This window comes from Mesorhizobium sp. ANAO-SY3R2 (genome assembly GCF_042466635.1).
GTDB lineage: Bacteria > Pseudomonadota > Alphaproteobacteria > Rhizobiales > Rhizobiaceae > Aminobacter.
Window position 1 is genome coordinate 3,742,055 of sequence record NZ_CP159955.1, and the last position, 17,942, is coordinate 3,759,996.

Annotated in this window: 10 protein-coding genes; 4 read left to right on the top strand and 6 right to left on the bottom strand. The window is 65.2% G+C overall.

The window, feature by feature from the left end; genetic code table 11:
- Nucleotides 1-7 precede the first annotated feature (7 nt).
- A complete protein-coding gene (gene mutS / locus ABSY17_RS22890) occupies nt 8-2,683 on the top strand; it encodes a DNA mismatch repair protein MutS (RefSeq protein WP_378952974.1) in 2,676 nt (891 codons plus the stop codon).
- A 445-nt stretch (nt 2,684-3,128) separates the two neighbouring features.
- The gene (locus tag ABSY17_RS22895) at nt 3,129-7,352 is read left to right on the top strand and encodes a cadherin-like beta sandwich domain-containing protein (protein WP_378945955.1); all 4,224 of its coding nucleotides are present in this window, start codon (nt 3,129-3,131) and stop codon (nt 7,350-7,352) included.
- Between the two features lie 136 nt (nt 7,353-7,488).
- Here the strand turns inward: ABSY17_RS22895 and ABSY17_RS22900 are convergent, their stop codons facing one another.
- The 4 genes from ABSY17_RS22900 to ABSY17_RS22915 form a co-directional block, all read right to left on the bottom strand.
- Nucleotides 7,489-8,334 carry an aldo/keto reductase gene (locus ABSY17_RS22900; RefSeq protein WP_378945958.1) on the bottom strand — a complete coding sequence of 282 codons (846 nt, stop codon included), beginning with the start codon at nt 8,332-8,334 and terminating at the stop codon, nt 7,489-7,491.
- Between the two features lie 26 nt (nt 8,335-8,360).
- Complete coding sequence (locus ABSY17_RS22905; RefSeq protein WP_378945961.1) at nt 8,361-8,744, bottom strand: DUF305 domain-containing protein; 384 nt, start codon at nt 8,742-8,744, stop codon at nt 8,361-8,363.
- Between the two features lie 28 nt (nt 8,745-8,772).
- Nucleotides 8,773-11,115, bottom strand: coding sequence for a heavy metal translocating P-type ATPase (locus tag ABSY17_RS22910; RefSeq protein WP_378945964.1), 2,343 nt, complete (start codon nt 11,113-11,115; stop codon nt 8,773-8,775).
- Nucleotides 11,116-11,268: 153 nt separating this feature from the next.
- Complete coding sequence (locus ABSY17_RS22915) at nt 11,269-12,501, bottom strand: GGDEF domain-containing protein (protein ID WP_378945967.1); 1,233 nt, start codon at nt 12,499-12,501, stop codon at nt 11,269-11,271.
- Between the two features lie 424 nt (nt 12,502-12,925).
- Between ABSY17_RS22915 and ABSY17_RS22920 the strand changes: the two genes are divergently transcribed.
- Both ABSY17_RS22920 and murJ read left to right on the top strand, forming a co-directional pair.
- Complete coding sequence (locus tag ABSY17_RS22920) at nt 12,926-15,724, top strand: [protein-PII] uridylyltransferase (RefSeq protein WP_378945970.1); 2,799 nt, start codon at nt 12,926-12,928, stop codon at nt 15,722-15,724.
- Between the two features lie 46 nt (nt 15,725-15,770).
- Nucleotides 15,771-17,354 carry a murein biosynthesis integral membrane protein MurJ gene (murJ, locus tag ABSY17_RS22925; RefSeq protein ID WP_378945973.1) on the top strand — a complete coding sequence of 528 codons (1,584 nt, stop codon included), beginning with the start codon at nt 15,771-15,773 and terminating at the stop codon, nt 17,352-17,354.
- On the opposite strand, the gene ABSY17_RS22930 is transcribed toward murJ, so the two are convergent.
- Entirely contained in the window at nt 17,355-17,666 is a 312-nt protein-coding gene (locus ABSY17_RS22930) for a HigA family addiction module antitoxin (protein WP_378945976.1), read from the bottom strand. It abuts the gene before it with no gap.
- Complete coding sequence (locus ABSY17_RS22935) at nt 17,641-17,922, bottom strand: type II toxin-antitoxin system RelE/ParE family toxin (protein ID WP_378952976.1); 282 nt, start codon at nt 17,920-17,922, stop codon at nt 17,641-17,643. Before ABSY17_RS22935 ends, ABSY17_RS22930 begins: the two co-directional genes overlap by 26 nt.
- Nucleotides 17,923-17,942: the final 20 nt, after the last annotated feature.

The following is a 17,942-nucleotide window of genomic DNA, read 5'->3' on the forward strand; positions in this document are numbered from 1 at the left end:
CGTTGCCATGGCCGGCATGGCCGCGCCGACGCCGATGATGGAGCAGTATATCGAGATCAAGGCGGCGAACCCGGATTCGCTGCTGTTCTACCGCATGGGCGACTTCTACGAGCTGTTCTTCGACGACGCCGAGATCGCCAGCCGCGCGCTCGGCATCGTGCTGACCAAGCGCGGCAAGCATCAGGGCCAGGACATCCCGATGTGCGGCGTGCCGATCCATGCGGCCGACGACTATCTGCAGAAGCTGATCGGCCTCGGCCATCGGGTCGCGGTGTGCGAGCAGATCGAGGATCCGGCGGAGGCCAAGAAGCGCGGCTCGAAATCGGTGGTCAAGCGCGACGTGGTGCGCCTCGTCACCCCCGGCACGATCACCGAAGACAAGCTGCTGGCGCCGCAGGAATCGAATTTTCTGATGGCGCTGGGCCGGGTCAAGGGCGCGGGCGAAGCGACCCTGGCACTCGCCTGGATCGAGATCTCGACCGGCGTGTTCCGGGTGGCGGAAACTTCGCCCGAGCGGCTTGCCGCCGACATCTTCCGCATCGACCCGCGCGAGCTGATCGTCGCCGAACCGGCCTTCCATGACGAGGAGCTCAGGCCGACCTTCGACCTGGTCGGCCGCATCGTCAGCCCGCAGCCGCCTTCCCTGTTCGACTCGACCGCAGCCCCGCAGCGCATCGCCCGGTTCTACGAGGTGGCGACGCCGGACAGTTTTGGCGCGTTTTCCCGCGCCGAGCTGTCGGCGATTTCGGGGGCGATTGCCTATGTCGAAAAGACCCAGAAGGCCGAGCGGCCGCCGCTGGCCCATCCCGAGCGCGAGCAGGAAGGGGCGACGCTGTTCATCGACCCGGCGACGCGCGCCAATCTCGAACTTTTGCGCACGCTCTCGGGTAGCCGCGACGGCTCGCTGTTCCGCGCCATCGACCGCACGGTGACCGGCGGCGGCGCGCGCCTGCTCGCCGACCGGCTGATGTCGCCGCTGACCGACCCGGAGGCGATTGCCAACCGGCTCGACGCGGTGTCGTTCTTCCAGAGCGAGACAAGGCTGACCGAGGCGCTCAGGCTCAGTCTCAAGGGCGTCGCCGACATGCCGCGGGCGCTTTCGCGGCTGGCGCTCAACCGCGGCGGACCGCGCGACTTGGGTGCGCTGCGCTCGGGCTTTGCCGCCGCGCGGACCATTGCAGGGCTGTTTGGCGGGGCGGCGCTGCCCAGGGAACTGGGTGCCGCCATGGCGGCGATCGCTGCGCTACCTGCCGACTTCGCCGACCATCTCGACACAGCACTCGGGGAAGAACTGCCGCTGCTCAAGCGCGACGGCGGTTTTGTCCGAACGGGCTACCATGGCGAGCTCGACGAGATGCGGGCGCTGCGCGACCAGTCACGCCGGGTGATCGCCGGCATGGAACGGGATCTCATCGAGGAGACGGGCATCCGCTCGCTCAAGATCCGCCACAACAACGTGCTCGGCTACTACATCGAGGTGACGGCCAACCACCAGGCGGTGCTGAACGGCACCGACGAGGCCAAGGCGCGCTTCATCCATCGCCAGACCATGGCGAGCGCGATGCGCTTCACCACCACCGAACTCGCAGGCCTCGAGACCAAGATCGCCAACGCCGCCGATCGGGCGCTGACCATCGAACTGTCAGCCTTCGAAGCCCTGGTGGCGGAGGCGGTCAGCCATGCCCAGGCGATCCGTGCGGGAGCGGACGCGCTGTCGGTGCTCGACGTGTCGGCAGCACTTAGCGTGCTGGCCCAGAACGAGGCCTGGTGCCGGCCTGAGGTCGACGCCAGCCTCGCCTTCGAGATTTCGGGAGGCCGCCACCCCGTTGTCGAGCAGGCGCTGCGGCGCGCGGCGGCCGCGCCCTTCGTCGCCAACGACTGCGACCTGTCGCCCGACGGCAACGACAAGAACGGCGCGATCTGGCTTCTGACCGGCCCCAACATGGGCGGTAAGTCGACCTTCCTGCGCCAGAACGCGCTGATTGCGATCCTCGCCCAGATGGGTTCTTTCGTACCGGCCCAAAGTGCCCATATCGGCGTGGTCGACCGGTTGTTCTCCCGCGTCGGCGCTTCCGACGACCTCGCCCGCGGGCGCTCGACCTTCATGGTCGAGATGGTCGAGACCGCCGCCATCCTCAACCAGGCGGGCGAACGGACGCTGGTCATCCTCGACGAGATCGGCCGCGGCACCGCGACCTTCGACGGCCTGTCGATCGCCTGGGCGGCGGTCGAATATCTGCACGAGAAAAACCGCTGCCGGGCGATTTTTGCCACCCACTTCCACGAGCTCACTGCGCTATCAGGAAAGCTCGGCCGGCTGCACAACGTGACGATGCGGGTCAAGGAGTGGGAAGGCGAAGTGGTGTTTTTGCACGAGGTCGGCAAGGGTGCCGCCGACCGCTCCTATGGCGTGCAGGTGGCCCGCCTCGCCGGCCTGCCGGACGCCGTGGTGGCGCGCGCGAAGGAAGTGCTGCACCAACTGGAAGAAAGCGAGACCTCGGGCAAGGCCGACCGGCTGGTCGACGACCTGCCGCTGTTTTCGATCGCGGTGAAGCGCGAGGCCGAAAAGCCCGTGGCCAACGACGCGCTGGCCAAGGCGCTGGCGGGGCTCAGCCCCGACGAGATGAGCCCGCGCGAGGCGCTCGACGCGCTCTACCGGCTGAAGGGGCTGGCCGGCGGCTGAGGCGTTCGCCCGCCCGCAACGGGCGGCAAGACTGACGCGCGCGCGGGGAGGGCGCCGGGCTTGACCAGCAACGCAAAAGAAGGGGCAGGTCACAACTGCGCCCACCTCTCCTCACGTGAAAAAACGCGAACGATCCGGAAGGGCGACAACCTGTCCGGGAAAACCCCGCAAGTATCTTTGTTCCAGCGCGAGCGGCTCGGCCAAACACCGCTCCGACTACTTGCGGACTGCTCAAGAGCGAGTCAGAAATCGCTGCAGAATCAGTACAGCATGCAATTGGGACTACCGTTCCCCGTGGTGCTTAGGGGGAACGATGTATTCCATTCTCGACGGCTTTTGGCTCGCGTACCGTGGCGCGGGTGAGGCGGCTGCCAGGCTGCGCGCTTGCTACGGGGCAACAAGTACCCTCCTGGTCTTGTGCGCGATTGTTACTCTCGGATCACTATTGCAAACCCAGCCGGCACTGGCGCAATCCCCGGGGTGCAGCGCAATCAATGCAACGTGGGGCGGCAGCGTCACGCTGACGGATGGCGACGAGTTGTGGAACCAGTTTCGCTATACCGCCCCTGCCCCTGACACTCCTTTCGACGGCATCAGTGTTCAGGCCGGTGAGAAAATCACCTACACGGTTACTACGTCTGGCGCCGGCGCCCCCAACCCCAACGACAACTCGGGCTTCGCAATCTACAAAAACAATGGCGCCAACTATCCCAGTGACATCATACTGGAAGAAAAGGCTGTGCCGGGGGATGAACTGAGCCTCAGTGGCTCGCATGTCGTATCCGCGGATGACGACGGCTACGTCATCTACGCCTGGAGCGGTTCAACTGGCGGAACCGTGCACGCTACCGTCACCTGCACGGCCACCGCCACGCCCCCCTCGATCACCGCGCAGCCATCGAATTCCACGACAGCCGCCGGCGCCAACACCACCTTCAGCGTGACGGCCTCGAACGCCACCAGCTACCAGTGGCAGGTGAATACCGGCTCCGGCTTCATCGACATCAGCAACGGCGCCCCCTATTCCGGCGCGACCACGGCAACCCTGACCATCACTGGCGCCACCGCCGGCATGAACGGCTATCTGTACCGCGTCGTCGCAACCGGCTTAGTTACACCCAACGCCACGTCGAATTCGGCAGCGCTGACGGTCAATGCCGCGCTATCGAGTGACGCCACGCTTTCCAACATCTGGGTCGGAGTTGGCACACTGACGCCAACCTTTGACAAGCAGACAACCGAGTATTCCGTTTCTGTTCCCTCTGGGACAAACGTCATCTGGATGAACGCCGACACTTCGGATCCTGATGCGACCTATCATGCTGGCGGCGTGGGGGGACGCAAAAGCGGCTCATCGTGGAGCACCTCTCTCAATTTCGGCGACAACACGGTCACCATCATCGGAAAGGCCGCAGACGGTGTGACGACCAAAACCTATACGGTGACGGTGACCCGCGCGGCGGCTGCGCCGACGCTCACGTCCGCCGCCCCGAACTCGGGCAATGCCGCCGGCGGTACGACAGTCACGCTCTCGGGGTCGAACCTGACAGGCGCTAGTGCAGTCCGTTTTGGCGGAACGTCGGCGAGCAGCTTCACCGTTGTCAACGACACGACCATCACCGCCACGATTCCCGCCCATGCCGCCGGAAGTGTCGATGTCAGCGTGAACACCCCCGGAGGCAGTGCAACGCTGACGTCCGGCTTCACCTATACGCTGGCAAGCGACGCAACGCTTGCCAATCTTACGATAAGCAGCGGCACGCTGTCGCCTGGTTTTGCAGCCGGCACGACAAGCTACACGGCTGCGGTGGCAAGCAACGTGACCAGCATCGACGTCAGGCCGACAATAAATGACGCCAGCGCGACGATGACGGTGAACGGCGCTGCAGTCACGTCCGGCAACGCCAGCACGATCTCCTTGAATGTCGGCGCCAACACGATCGTGATCGCCGTGACCGCCCAGGACGGCACCACCATCAGGATCTATACGCTGACAGTCACCCGCGCCGCGCCGCTGCCGCCGGTGGCCAACGATGTCTCGGCGACGGTGGCGGCGAACTCGTCAGCCAACGCGATCACGCTCAACATCTCCGGAGGGACGCCGACCTGGGTCGCGGTCGCCAGCGCCGCCGGCCATGGCGCTACGGTGTTGTCGGGCATGGCAATCACCTATACCCCGAATCCCGGCTATTCCGGCTCCGACAGCTTCACCTACACCGCGACCAATGGTGGCGGCACATCGGCCCCCGCCACGGTGACAATCACCGTCTCGCCGCCGCCGCCGTCAATCACCGCACAGCCGTCCTCCTCGACCATTGCCGCCGGCGGCACCGCCAGCTTCAGCGTGACGGCCGAAAACGCCACCGGCTACCAGTGGCAGGTCGACCAAGGCGCCGGCTTCATCAACATCAGTGACGGCGCCCTCTATTCCGGCGCGACCAGCGCGACGCTGAGCATCACCGGCGCGACCATCGAATTGAACGGTTATCAGTACCGCGTCGTCGTGTATCGTGTCGGAACCGGCTTGCCTACGTCCAGCGCCGTCTCGGACGCGGCCGCGCTGACAGTCAACAGCCCGCCGATGATCAATGCAATCCATCCGCATATGGGGCCGGCCGCAGGCGGAACAGTCGTCACGATCGGGGGCACCAACTTCACGGGCGCGACGGCGGTGCAGTTCGGCAGCGAGCCCGCGAGCGGCGTGATCGTCAACAGCGATACCTCCATCACCGCCACCACGCCGGCCGGCTTGGCCGGCGCGGTCGGCGTCAGCGTGACCACCAGCGGAGGCACCACAACGGTGTCGGCCGGCTACCGCTATGTTGACGGCACGCTTTCCAACCTCACCATAAGCAGCGGCACGCTGTCGCCAGCCTTCGCCCCCGGAACGCTCGCCTATACGACTTCCGTCGCAAACACCGTTGCCGCCATCGTTGTCGTGCCGACACTAAGTGACGCCAGCGCGACGATCACGGTGAACGGGTCTGCTACTGCTTCCGGTGTCGGGGGATCGATCTCGCTCGCTGTCGGCGCCAACACGATATGGGTCGTCGTGACCGCCCAGGACGGCAGCACCAGAACCTATCAGCTAACGATCACCCGCGCCGCGCCTGCTCTGACGCTGTCGCCTGTAGCGGGCGCGCTGGCCGGTGGCACGACAGGTGTCATCTATCCCGGCGTGACGGTCTCCACCTCCGGCGGCACCGCGCCCTACAGCTACGCCGTGACCGGCACGCTTCCGGCAGGCCTGTCGCTGAATACCGCGACGGGTGCAATTTCCGGCACGCCGACGACGGTCGAAAGCGCCAGCTTCACCATCACCGCCACCGACGCCAATAACGATACGGTGGCTGCAGGCTACACGCTGGCGGTGACGGCCGGGCAAGCCGTGGTGCCGGACCAGGAAATCGAGGCCGACGGCGGAATGACGCCGGCCCCCGTGCGGCTCGACGCCGGCGCCTCTGGCGGGCCGTTCGATGATGCCGAGCTGGTTTCGGTGGAGCCGGTCAATGCCGGCCGGGCCGAGATCACCCAGGGCGACTATGCCGCCGCCGGACCGGTCGCCCCGGTCGGTTGGTATCTGAAGTTCACGCCCGACCCGGCCTATTTCGGGCAGGTCCGTGTCCGGTTCCGCCTGATCAACGCCGCGGGCAGCAGCACCGGCGCCGTCACCTACACGTTCGGCCCCGCCAGGGTGGCCCACGACGCCGACAGCCTGGTGCGCGGCTTCGTGCAATCGCGCCAGAACATGATCGCCTCGACCATCGCGCTGCCCAGCCTCAAGGAACGCCGCCGCATGGCGACGTCCGCCGCGCCCGCCAGCGCCCGGCTGACGCCGTCGGCCGACGGGCTGACGCTTGGCTACGCCACCAGCCTGGTGCAGATGCAGGCGGCCCGCGACAAGTCGGGCGACGCGAGCGCAGCCGCTTCGCCCTTCAACATCTGGGTCGACGGCGCGTTTCTGGCGCATCGCCGCGACGACAGCGACGGCAAGTGGGGCAGCTTCGGCATGGTCTCGGTCGGCGCCGACTATCTGGTCTCCGAAAAGGCGCTGGTCGGCCTGTCCTTCCACTATGACCGCATGACCGACCCGACCGACGCGGACGGCGAGCTGACCGGCAATGGCTGGCTGGTCGGCCCCTACGCCTCGTTCGAGCTCGGTAGGCACGTGTTCTGGGACACCAGCCTGCTCTACGGCGGCTCTGCCAACGACATCGGCACGCCATTCTGGGACGGCAGCTTCGACACCAGGCGCTTACTCTTCGACACCGCGATCACCGGGCAATGGCAGCTCGACGACGTTACCGTGCTGACGCCAAGGCTGCGGGCGGTCTACTTCGCCGAGAAGGTCGAGGACTACGCGGTCGAGAACGACGCCGGCGACCGGATCGAGCTCGACGGCTTCGCGCAGGAGCAGCTGCGCGTCAGCCTGGGCGCCGAGATCGCCCGGTCGTTCACGCTGGAAAGCGGCTCGACACTCACGCCAAAGCTGGGCGCAACCGCCGGCTTCTCCGGCCTCGACGGCGCGGGCCTGTTCGGCTCGGTGTCGAGCGGCCTGTCGCTGCAGGCCGTCAATGGCTGGGCGATCGACGCGGCGCTGCTCTTCAACCTCGAGGGCGAGGGCGGCAAGTCGGTCGGGGCGAAGCTGGGCGCAAGCCAGCGCTTCTGAGGCGAGACCGCAAAGCTGGGAGCCGCTTCGCTACAGCGCTGCGCGTCCTTTTGGACGCGCAGCGCTGTAGCACTTTGAATTGGTGCATGATCCTTTCCGAAAATCGGTTCTGATTTTCGGGGTCATGCACTAGCGCTCAGGTCGTCTCCAGCGGGCGTTTGCGCGCTGGCGGCGGGAAGAGGCGGTCGAGTTCGGCGAGGTCTTCCGGAGCGAGGCGGATGTCGCACGCGGCGGCATTCTGGCGGACATGCTCCAGGCTGGTGGCCTTGGGGATGGCGATGACACCACGCTGGGCCAGCACCCAGGCGAGCGCGATTTGCGCCGGCGTGGCATCGTGGCGCGCGGCGATGGCGGCGAGGCCCTTGTGGCTGGACAACGCCCCCTGCTCGACCGGCGAATAGGCCATGACCGGCATGCCTCGCGCCCGGCACCAGGGCAAAAGGTCGAACTCGATGCCGCGGCGGGTGAGATTGTAGAGCACCTGGTTGGCCTGGCAGGCAGCGCCGGCCGGCAGGGCAGCGAGCTCGTCCATGTCGTCGGTGTCGAAATTGCTGACGCCCCAATGGCGGATCTTGCCGGCCTGGCGGAGCTCCTCGAAGGCGGCGATGGTTTCGGCGAGGGGCACACTGCTGCGCCAATGCAGCAGATAGAGGTCGATGCGGTCGGTGCGCAGCCGTCTCAGGCTCGCCTCGCAGGCGCGGAGAACGCCGCTGCGCGTAGCGTTGGTGGGCAGCACCTTGGAGACCAAAAAAACCTCGTCGCGACGCCCAGTGATGGCCTCGGCCACCACCTGCTCGGCGCCGCCGTCGCCATACATTTCGGCGGTGTCGATCAGGCTGACGCCAAGATCGAGACCGAGCCGGAGGGCGGCGACCTCGTCGGCCGCACGCCTGATATCCTCGCCCATCATCCAGGTGCCCTGCCCGAGCACCGGAACGGCTTCGCCTGAGGGAAGCGTGGTCGTTGCGGGCGATGCGGCCATGGTTTTCTCCCTGACGGCTGTTTGTCTCACTTCGCCGGATGGGCGGCGAGCCAGGCTTCCATCTGGTTGATCTCGGCTTCCTGGGCAGCGATCACGTCCTCGGCCAGCTTGCGCATTTCCGGATCCTTGCCGTGCTTGAGCACGATTTTGGCCATGTCGACGGCGGCCTGGTGATGCGGGATCATGCCGCGGGCGAAGTCGATGTCGGCGTCGCCGGAATATTCCACCGTCATCATCGCCTGATGCATCTTGTCCATCGCCGCCTTGTTGGCCTCGACCGAGGCGCTGGCTGCCGGTGCCGGCATGGTGTGGGCGCTGTGGTCGGTCTGGGCCGGGGCGGTTTCGAGCAGCACGGCGACGAGCATGCCCGCCGCCATCAGGGCCAGCACGGTCTTTTTCATCAGGTTCATCCAGATACTCCTAGTCTCGTGCTCCGGCTCAGAGCTTGATGGTCCTGAGCCGCAGCGCATTGGCAATGACCGACACCGACGACAGGCTCATCGCGGCGGCGGCAATCATCGGCGACAACAGCGTGCCGAGGACCGGATATAGGATGCCCGCTGCCACCGGAACACCCAGCGCGTTGTAGACGAAGGCGAAAAACAGGTTCTCCTTGATGTTGCGCATGGTCCCCTGGGCGAGCTTGCGGGCACGCACGATGCCGGTGAGGTCACCCTTGAGCAGGGTGATGCCGGCACTTTCCATGGCGACGTCAGCGCCGGTGCCCATGGCGATGCCGACATCGGCGGCGGCAAGGGCGGGCGCGTCGTTGACGCCGTCGCCGGCCATGGCAACACCCTCGCCCCGGGCGCGGAGCTCGTCGATCAGCATCTTCTTGCTCTCGGGCTGCATATCGGCGCGGACCTCGTCGATGCCGAGCTTCTGGGCGACGGCACGCGCGGTGCGCTCGTTGTCGCCGGTCGCCATGACGATGCGCAGGCCATGCGCGTGCAGCTCGCGGATCGCCTCGGCAGCGTTAGCCTTGATCGGGTCGGCGACGGCGACAAGGCCAGCCGGCTTGCCGTCGACGGCGACGAACATCGCCGTCTTCCCGTCGGTGCGCAGTGCGTCGGCGCGGGTGGAAAGCTCTGCGATGTCGAGGCCGAGGTCGACCATCATGGCGGCGTTGCCGAGCGCCACCTTGCGCCCCGATACAGTGCCGGCGACGCCCTTGCCGGTGACGGCCTCGAAATCGCCGACCTCGGGCACGGTCACGCCACGGGCGGCGGCACCTTCGACGATTGCCTCGGCCAGCGGATGCTCCGAGCCCCTTTCGAGGCCGGCGGCGAGCGCCAGCAGCTCGTTCTCGGCGATGCCTTCGGCGGTGACCACGTCGGTCAGCTTCGGCCGGCCCTCGGTCAGGGTGCCGGTCTTGTCGACGATCAGGGTGCCGACCTTGGAAAATCGCTCAAGCGCCTCGGCATCCTTGATCAGCACGCCGGCCTGGGCACCGCGGCCGGTGGCGGTCATGATCGACATCGGGGTGGCGAGGCCGAGCGCGCAGGGACAGGCGATGATCAGCACCGACACCGCCGAGACGATGGCAAAGACCATGCTCGGCTCGGGGCCGACCAGCGCCCAGACGATGAAGGCGACAATGGCGACCAGCACCACCGCCGGCACGAAATAGAACGAGACGCGGTCAGCGAGGCCCTGGATCGGCGCGCGGCTGCGCTGGGCCCTGGCGACCATGTCGACGATCTGCGACAGCACGGTGTCAGCGCCCACCCTTTCGGCGCGCATGACGAGCGTGCCGTTCTTGTTGAGCGTGCCGCCGGTAAGCTTGTCGCCCTGGGTCTTTTCGACCGGCACCGGCTCGCCTGTGATCAGCGATTCATCGACCGAAGAGCGGCCGTCTTCGACGATGCCATCAACCGGCACGGCGTCGCCCGGACGGATACGCAGGCGGTCGCCGGCGATCACACTCTCCAGCGGCACTTCGCTCTCCGACCCGTCGGCGGCAATGCGGCGCGCGGTTTTTGGCGCGAGGTCGAGCAGCGCGCGGATGGCCGAGCCGGTGCGCTCGCGGGCGCGCAGTTCCAATACCTGGCCGAGGAAGACGAGCGCCACGATGACCGCTGCCGCTTCGAAGTAGACCGGCACAGAACCGCCATGCCCCCGAAACTGGTGTGGAAACAGATGCGGGAACAGCGTGGCGACGACGGAGTAGAGATAGGCCGCGCCGACGCCGAGCGAGATCAGCGTCCACATGTTGGGGCTGCGGTTGAGGACCGACTCCCAGCCACGGCGGAAAAACGGTAGCGCCGCCCACAGCACGACGGGCGTGGCGAGCACAAGTTCGAGCCAGACGGCGGTGCGCTCGCCGATCCACTCGCGTACCGGCAAACCAAACATCGGCCCCATGGTGAGGACCAGCAGCGGAACGGACAGGACGGCGCTGACCCAGAAGCGCCTGACAAAATCGACCAGTTCGGGGCTGGGGCCTTCCTCGCCGGTCGGCATCATCGGTTCGAGCGCCATGCCGCAGATCGGGCATGAACCCGGCTGATCGCGGATGATCTCGGGATGCATCGGGCAGGTGTATTGCGTGCCCTTGGGCGCAGGTTTTTCCGCGGGCCTGTCGCCCAGGTACTTTTCCGGATCCGCCTTGAACTTGTCACGGCAAGAGGCACTGCAGAAATGGAACAGGCGGCCGCCATGTTCGAACCGCGGCTTGCCGGCGGCGGGATCGACCGTCATGCCGCAGACGGGGTCGCGCTCCATGGCATCGGGCGGGGTGGCGGTGTGGTGATGGGCGTGGGGATCGTGCGGGTCATTCATCGGCCGGATCCAGCAATTGCATGATCGGCCGAGCTTAGGGGTTCCAGTACATGGAAGGTCAATAGCCTGGAAAATCGCGGATTTTACATCGCAAACGCCACCAACGACTGCTGCTGATCCACCGACATCACCGCATATCCACTTCCTGGCTTTTCAGAAAGCCGCCTCGACGGAACCGGCAGCGCGGCCAATCAATCTGCAATGGCGTCGATCTGCGGTATCTTTGATAACCAGCTCGAACTGATCCGGGACAGCAGTTGGAAGCGACACTGCGATTTCAGCTCCGTTGTCCCAGAAGGCCCGAATGGTGCAGTCGTACACCGACCTGCCATTGTCGAAGATGATCTGACCCGCCTGAAGTACCCTGCGTCGGTTGATCTTTATGGGAACCGCCGGGCCGTCAGAGCGGCATGTGCGATCGCGGCCCGTTCGTTTGGCTTCATAGAGTGCCTTGTCTGCCCTCGCCACAAGACTCTCCACATCGTCGCCTTGATTGTAGCTGGCGACACCTAGGGAGATGGTGACTTTTATGGGAAGATCGCTCCCTGGAAACTGGAGCGCCTTGATGCGCTGACGGAGTTTCTCGGCGACCAGAACAGCAGTTGTCGGGTCCGTTTGCGGCAGCAGCACGGCAAACTCCTCGCCACCTACTCGGCCCACAAAGTCGCTCTGCCGCAATTCGTCTTTGAGCCCGCGAACGATGCCGGTCAGCACCTGATCTCCGGCCGCATGTCCATAGGTATCGTTGATGCGCTTGAAGTGATCTACATCCAAGGCGATGCAACTCAAGGGCATGCCGTCGCGGCTCACGAGCGCAAGAAGTTTGTTGGCTTCATCCTTGAACGCCTTCCGGCTGCCCGCCCCGGTTAGTGTGTCAGTGGCCGTTTCCTGACGCAGTTCAAGTTCGCGCATCACCAGAGCAGCCAAATGGACGAGGATTGCTTCTTCTCGTGGCCCAAACTCACGGACCCTCCCATCGACCGCGCAAATCGTGCCAATGACCTCGCCGGTGTTTGTGATTATTGGCGCACCTGCATAAAACCGAATACGCGGTCCGTCGGTAACATGAGGGTTGTCGCAGAATCGGGGATCCTTGGCAGCGTCGGGCACGATCACGGGGCGGCCAAGCTGCAGGGTGTAGCGACAAAACGTTCCGTCCAGCGACGCTTCACTAGTCGGCAAACCGACCACCGACTTGTACCATTGCCGGTGCGCATCGATCATGGACACGATGCCTATTTCGACATCGAAAATGAGCTTGATCAGCTCCGATATGCGATCGAAAGCCAGTTCGCGCGGCGTATCGAGAATGTCGAACTCCCGAAGCGCGGCGAGTCGGCCTATATCGGCGATCACCTGTTCGATCACGTCTTGTTGCAACTGCATAGGCGCCTCGCTTACCGGCATGCTGGGGGAGTAGTGACCGCTAACGCGGAGGCACCGACCGTTACAGCGCCGCGCGTCCTTTTGGACGCGCAAAGGACGCTGTAACACTTTGGATTTGTGCATGATCCTTTCCGAAAAGCGATTCTGATTTTCGGGGTCATGCACTATGCCGCTGCTGACCTGTGCGGCCTGCCGCATCCAGGTCAACTTGCCTGCGGCACCATGCAGTGCGCGGACAAGCCAGAGGCTCGCAGTCCTTTATAGAGGGTGGCTGCTTCTGGCCAGAGGCAGCCAGCATTGTGGGTACACCGGATCGAGACTCGAACACGCTGCATCAGCGTCAACTCGGGCAACGCGCGGCCATACCCACGGCCAATTTTTCGCGCTATAGACGCGTCCTCAAGGGCGAGGCCGACCGAGGCACATGAACAGCGTTCCACTCAAACTCGACATGCTGATCGACGCAGACGAACTGCGCCGCGAACTGACGGCACTGACCGGAGACACCGGCGACGGCTCCAACCCGGAAATCCGCGCCAAGGCGCTGCAGTTGTTCAAGGAACGCATCGCCGCCGGCAAGAAGATCGCCGAGAAAATGCTGATGGAGGACGAGGGCGGCACGGCCTGCGCCACCCGGATTTCGCACCTGATGGACGAGATCATCCGGGTCCTCTACGACTTCGCCGTCACCCACGTCTATCGGGCCAAGAACCCCTCGCAGGCCGAGCGTATGGCGGTCGTGGCCGTCGGCGGCTATGGCCGCGGCACGCTGGCGCCGGGCTCTGACATCGACCTTCTGTTCCTGCTTCCCTACAAGCAGACGCCCTGGGGCGAGCAAATCGTCGAATACATGCTCTACATGCTGTGGGACATGGGGCTGAAGGTCGGCCACGCCACCCGCAACATCGATGAGTGCCTGAGGCTGTCGCGCACCGACATCACCATCCGCACGGCGATCCTCGAGGCGCGCTTCATCTGGGGCGAGCAGACGCTGTGCGACGAACTGATCGAGCGCTTCGACAACGAGCTGGTGAAGGACACCGGGCCCGAATATGTCCACGCCAAGCTGGCCGAGCGCGACGCCCGCCACGCCAAATCGGGCGAGAGCCGCTATCTGGTCGAGCCCAACATCAAGGACGGCAAGGGCGGCCTGCGCGACCTGCACACGCTGTTCTGGATCGCCAAGTACTATTACCGGGTGCGCACCGGCGCCGAGCTGATCGACAAGGGCGTGTTCACCGAGGGTGAATACGGCCAGTTCGTCGAGGCCGAGGACTTCTTGTGGGCAGTGCGCTGCCACATGCATTTCCTGACTGGAAAGCCAGAGGAGCGGCTGCATTTCGACATCCAGCGCGAAATCGCCGAGCGGCTGGGCTACACTACCCAGCCCGGGCTTTCGGCGGTCGAGCGCTTCATGAAGGACTACTTCCTGGTCGCCAAGGAAGTCGGCGACCTGACCCGCATCTTCTGTGCAGCACTTGAAGAGGAACAGGCCAAGGACGCGCCAGGCTTCCACGGGCTGCTGCAGGGCTTTTCGCGGCGCAAGCGCAAGCTTGCCGGCACCAGCGACTTCATCATCGACAACCAGCGCATCAACGTCGCCGATGACAAGGTGTTCGAGCGCGATCCGGTGAACATGCTGCGCTTCTTCTGGTTCGCCGACCTGCACGGGCTGGAGCTGCACCCCAATGCATTGAAGCTTTTGACCCGCTCGCTCGGCCTGGTCGACAAGGGCCTGCGCCGCAACCAGGAAGCCAACCGGCTGTTCCTCGACATCCTGACCTCGGACCGCGATCCCGAACTCAACATGCGGCGCATGAACGAGGCCGGGCTTCTCGGCCGGCTCATCCCCGACTTCGGCAAGATCGTCGCCATGATGCAGTTCTCGATGTACCACCACTATACGGTGGACGAGCACCTGCTTCGGTGCATCGGCGTATTGTCCGAGATCGAGCATGGCGACGGCGAGAAGATCCATCCTCTCAGCCACTCGCTGATCGGGAGCCTGAAGAAGCAGCGCGAGGTGCTCTATGTCGCGGTGCTGCTGCACGATATCGCCAAGGGGCGTCCGGAGGACCATTCGGTAGCGGGCGCCAAGATCGCGCGCCGCATCTGCCCGCATATGGGGCTCTCGCCGGCCGATACCGAAACCGTCGCCTGGCTGGTGGAAAACCATCTGGTCATGTCGATGACGGCGCAGACGCGCGACCTCAACGACCGCAAGACCATCGACGACTTTGCCGACGTGGTGCAATCGGTCGAACGGCTGAAGCTTCTGCTGATCCTGACGGTCTGCGACACGCGCGGCGTGGGGCCGGGCGTCTGGAACGGCTGGAAGGGCCAGTTGCTACGCACGCTCTACTTCGAGACCGAGCTGCTGCTGACCGGCGGCTTCTCGGAACTGTCGCGCGCCGAGCGCACGGCGGTGGCCCGCGAGACGCTTGTCGCGGCACTTTCGAGCTGGCCGGAGGCGGCGCGCAGCCAGTACGTCAAGCTGCATTATGACAATTACCTGCTGACCGTCGATCTCGACGACCAGAAGCGCCATGCCGAATTCATCCGTGCCGCGGACGAGGCCCAAAAGCCATTGGCGACGATGGTGCGCACCCGCGAGTTCGAGGCGGTGACCGAGATCACCGTGCTGGCGCAGGACCACCCGCGGCTGCTGTCGGTGATCGCCGGCGCATGTGCCGCGGCCGGCGGCAACATCGTCGACGCCCAGATCTTCACCACCTCCGACGGGCGGGCGCTGGACATCATCCTGATCGGCCGCGAATTCGACCGCGACGAGGATGAGCGCCGGCGGGCCGAACGCGTCGGCGGGCTGATCGAGGACGTGCTGTCGGGGCGGAGCTGGCTGCCGGAAATGATCGCCAAGCGCACCAAACCCAAGCGTGGCCAAAAGACCTTCCGCATTCCGCCGCGCGCCGAAATCCGCAATACGCTGTCCAACCGCTTCTCGGTGGTCGAGGTCAAGGGCCTCGACCGGCCAGGCCTGCTGTCGGAGATCACCGGCGCGCTTTCGGATCTTTCGCTCGACATCGCCTCGGCGCATATCACCACCTTTGGCGAGAAGGTCATCGATACGTTCTACGTGACCGACCTGACCGGCCAGAAGATCGAAAACCCCACCCGGCTCGACAGCATCCGCACCCGGCTGATCGCCACGCTCGAAGGCCCCGTCCCCGAGCGCGGCAAGGCCAAGGCGGCGGCAGCGGAATGAGCCCGACCATCATCTCGTCCCAATCGCCAAGGCATTGTCGCGCCCCATGTCACTGATCAAGAAATTCGCGACGGTCGCGTCGGGCACGCTGATGAGCCGGGTGCTGGGCTTTGCCCGCGAGATGCTGATGGCCGCAGCCCTCGGCACCGGTCCGATCGCCGACGCCTTCTATGCGGCGTTCCAGTTTCCCAACACCTTCCGCCGGCTGTTCGCCGAAGGCGCGTTCAACGCCGCCTTCGTGCCGCTGTTTGCCAAGGAGATCGAAGCGAACGGCGTCGAAGGCGCCAAGCGCTTTTCGGAAGAGGTTTTCGGCGTCCTGTTCACCGCGCTTTTGGCGCTGACCATCGTCATGGAACTGGCGATGCCGCTGATCGTGCGCTTCGTGGTGGCACCGGGCTTTGCCGCCGATCCCGAGAAATTCGACCTGACCGTGGCGCTCGCCACCATCATGTTCCCCTACCTGATCTGCATGTCGCTGGCCGCGATGATGAGCGGCATGCTCAACTCGCTGCGCCGCTATTTTGCGGCTGCGATCGCGCCCGTGTTCCTCAACATCATCCTGGTCGCAGTGCTCGCCAATGCCTGGTACCGTGGCCATGACGGGCTGGCGGTGGGCTATGCGCTGGCCTGGGGCGTGCTGGCCGCGGGGCTGGTGCAGCTCGGCATCGTCTGGATCGCGGTGCGCCACGCCGGCATTGCGATCGGCTTCCGCCGGCCGAAGCTTACGCCCAACGTCAAGCGACTTTTGTGGCTGGCCCTGCCCGCGGCGATCACCGGCGGCATCACCCAGATCAACACGCTGATCGGCACGGCCATCGCCTCGGGCCAGGCAAGTGCCGTCTCCTCGCTCAACCTGGCCGACCGCATCTACCAGCTGCCGCTGGGCGTGGTGGGCGTCGCGGTCGCCATCGTGCTGCTGCCCGAACTGTCGCGGGCGCTGAAGTCCGGCAACCTGATCGAGGCCGCCAATTTGCAGAACCGCTCGGTCGAGTTCACGCTGTTTTTGACACTGCCGGCAGCGGCCGCCCTGCTCGTCATCTCGGAGCCGATCATCCGCGTGCTCTATGAGCGCGGCGCGTTCACGGCTGACAGCACTGTGGTCGTCGCCTCCATTCTGTCGATCTTCGGCCTTGGCCTGCCGGCCTTCGTGCTGATCAAGGCGTTTACCCCTGGCTTCTTCGCCCGCGAGGACACGCGCACGCCGATGTATTTTGCGGCAGCCTCGGTGGCGGTCAACATCACGGTGGCGCTAACGCTGTTTCCCTCGATGGGCGCGCCCGGCATTGCCACCGCTTCGGCGATCGCCGGCTGGATCAACGCAGCCCTGCTTTTGGGAACGCTGATCCGGCGCGGCCACTGGGACCGCGACGCCGGGCTGCTCAAGCGCACGCCGCGACTGGTGATCGCCTCCGCCGTGATGGCCGGCGGGCTGTGGTTCGCCGCAGCCAAGGCCGAGCCCTGGCTCGGCTCGGCGGCCCCCTTCTACACCCAGGCAGCAGCACTTGCCGTGCTGGTGAGCGGTGCGGTGGTCGTCTATTTCGCCGTCGCCTTCGCTATCGGAGGCGCCGACATCGGCATGATCAGGCGCAACATCAGGCGGAAAGGCACGCCGATGCCGGTCGAGGAGTGATCAGGCCGCGCGCGGAACGATCTTGTTCAGTTCATCGCCCAATACACGCTTGCGCTCGAGCAGCTCGAAATCCATCTGGAGACCGAGGAAAAAGCCCTCCGACACGCCGAAATAGCGCGCCAGCCGCAGGTCCGTGTCGGCGGTGATGGCGCGCTTGCCGAGCACGATCTCGTTGATGCGCCGCGGCGACACGCCGATGGCACGCGCCAAGGCGTTCTGGCTCAATCCAAGCGGCTCCATGAACTCAGAGGCCATGATCTCACCCGCATGCGGGTTGTGAAGTTCTTCAGTGGTAATCTGTAATTTCGACATCGGTTGCCGCTCCGTCGGACCAGCGGAAAAAAATGCGCCACTGGTCGTTGATCCTGATCGAGAATTGCCCCTTCCGCTCTCCCTTCAATGCCTCCAGCCGGTTGCCGGGCGGAACCTTCAGGTCGTCAAGCTTGCGTGCGCTGTTGAGCATACGCAGCTTGACGAGGCATTTGTCCTGGATATCGGACGGCAGCTTGCGACTTCGCTGGCCGTGCCAAATCTTCTCGGTCTCGGCATCGGCGAAGCCCAGGATCATGGCCAACGTATAACGCAGAG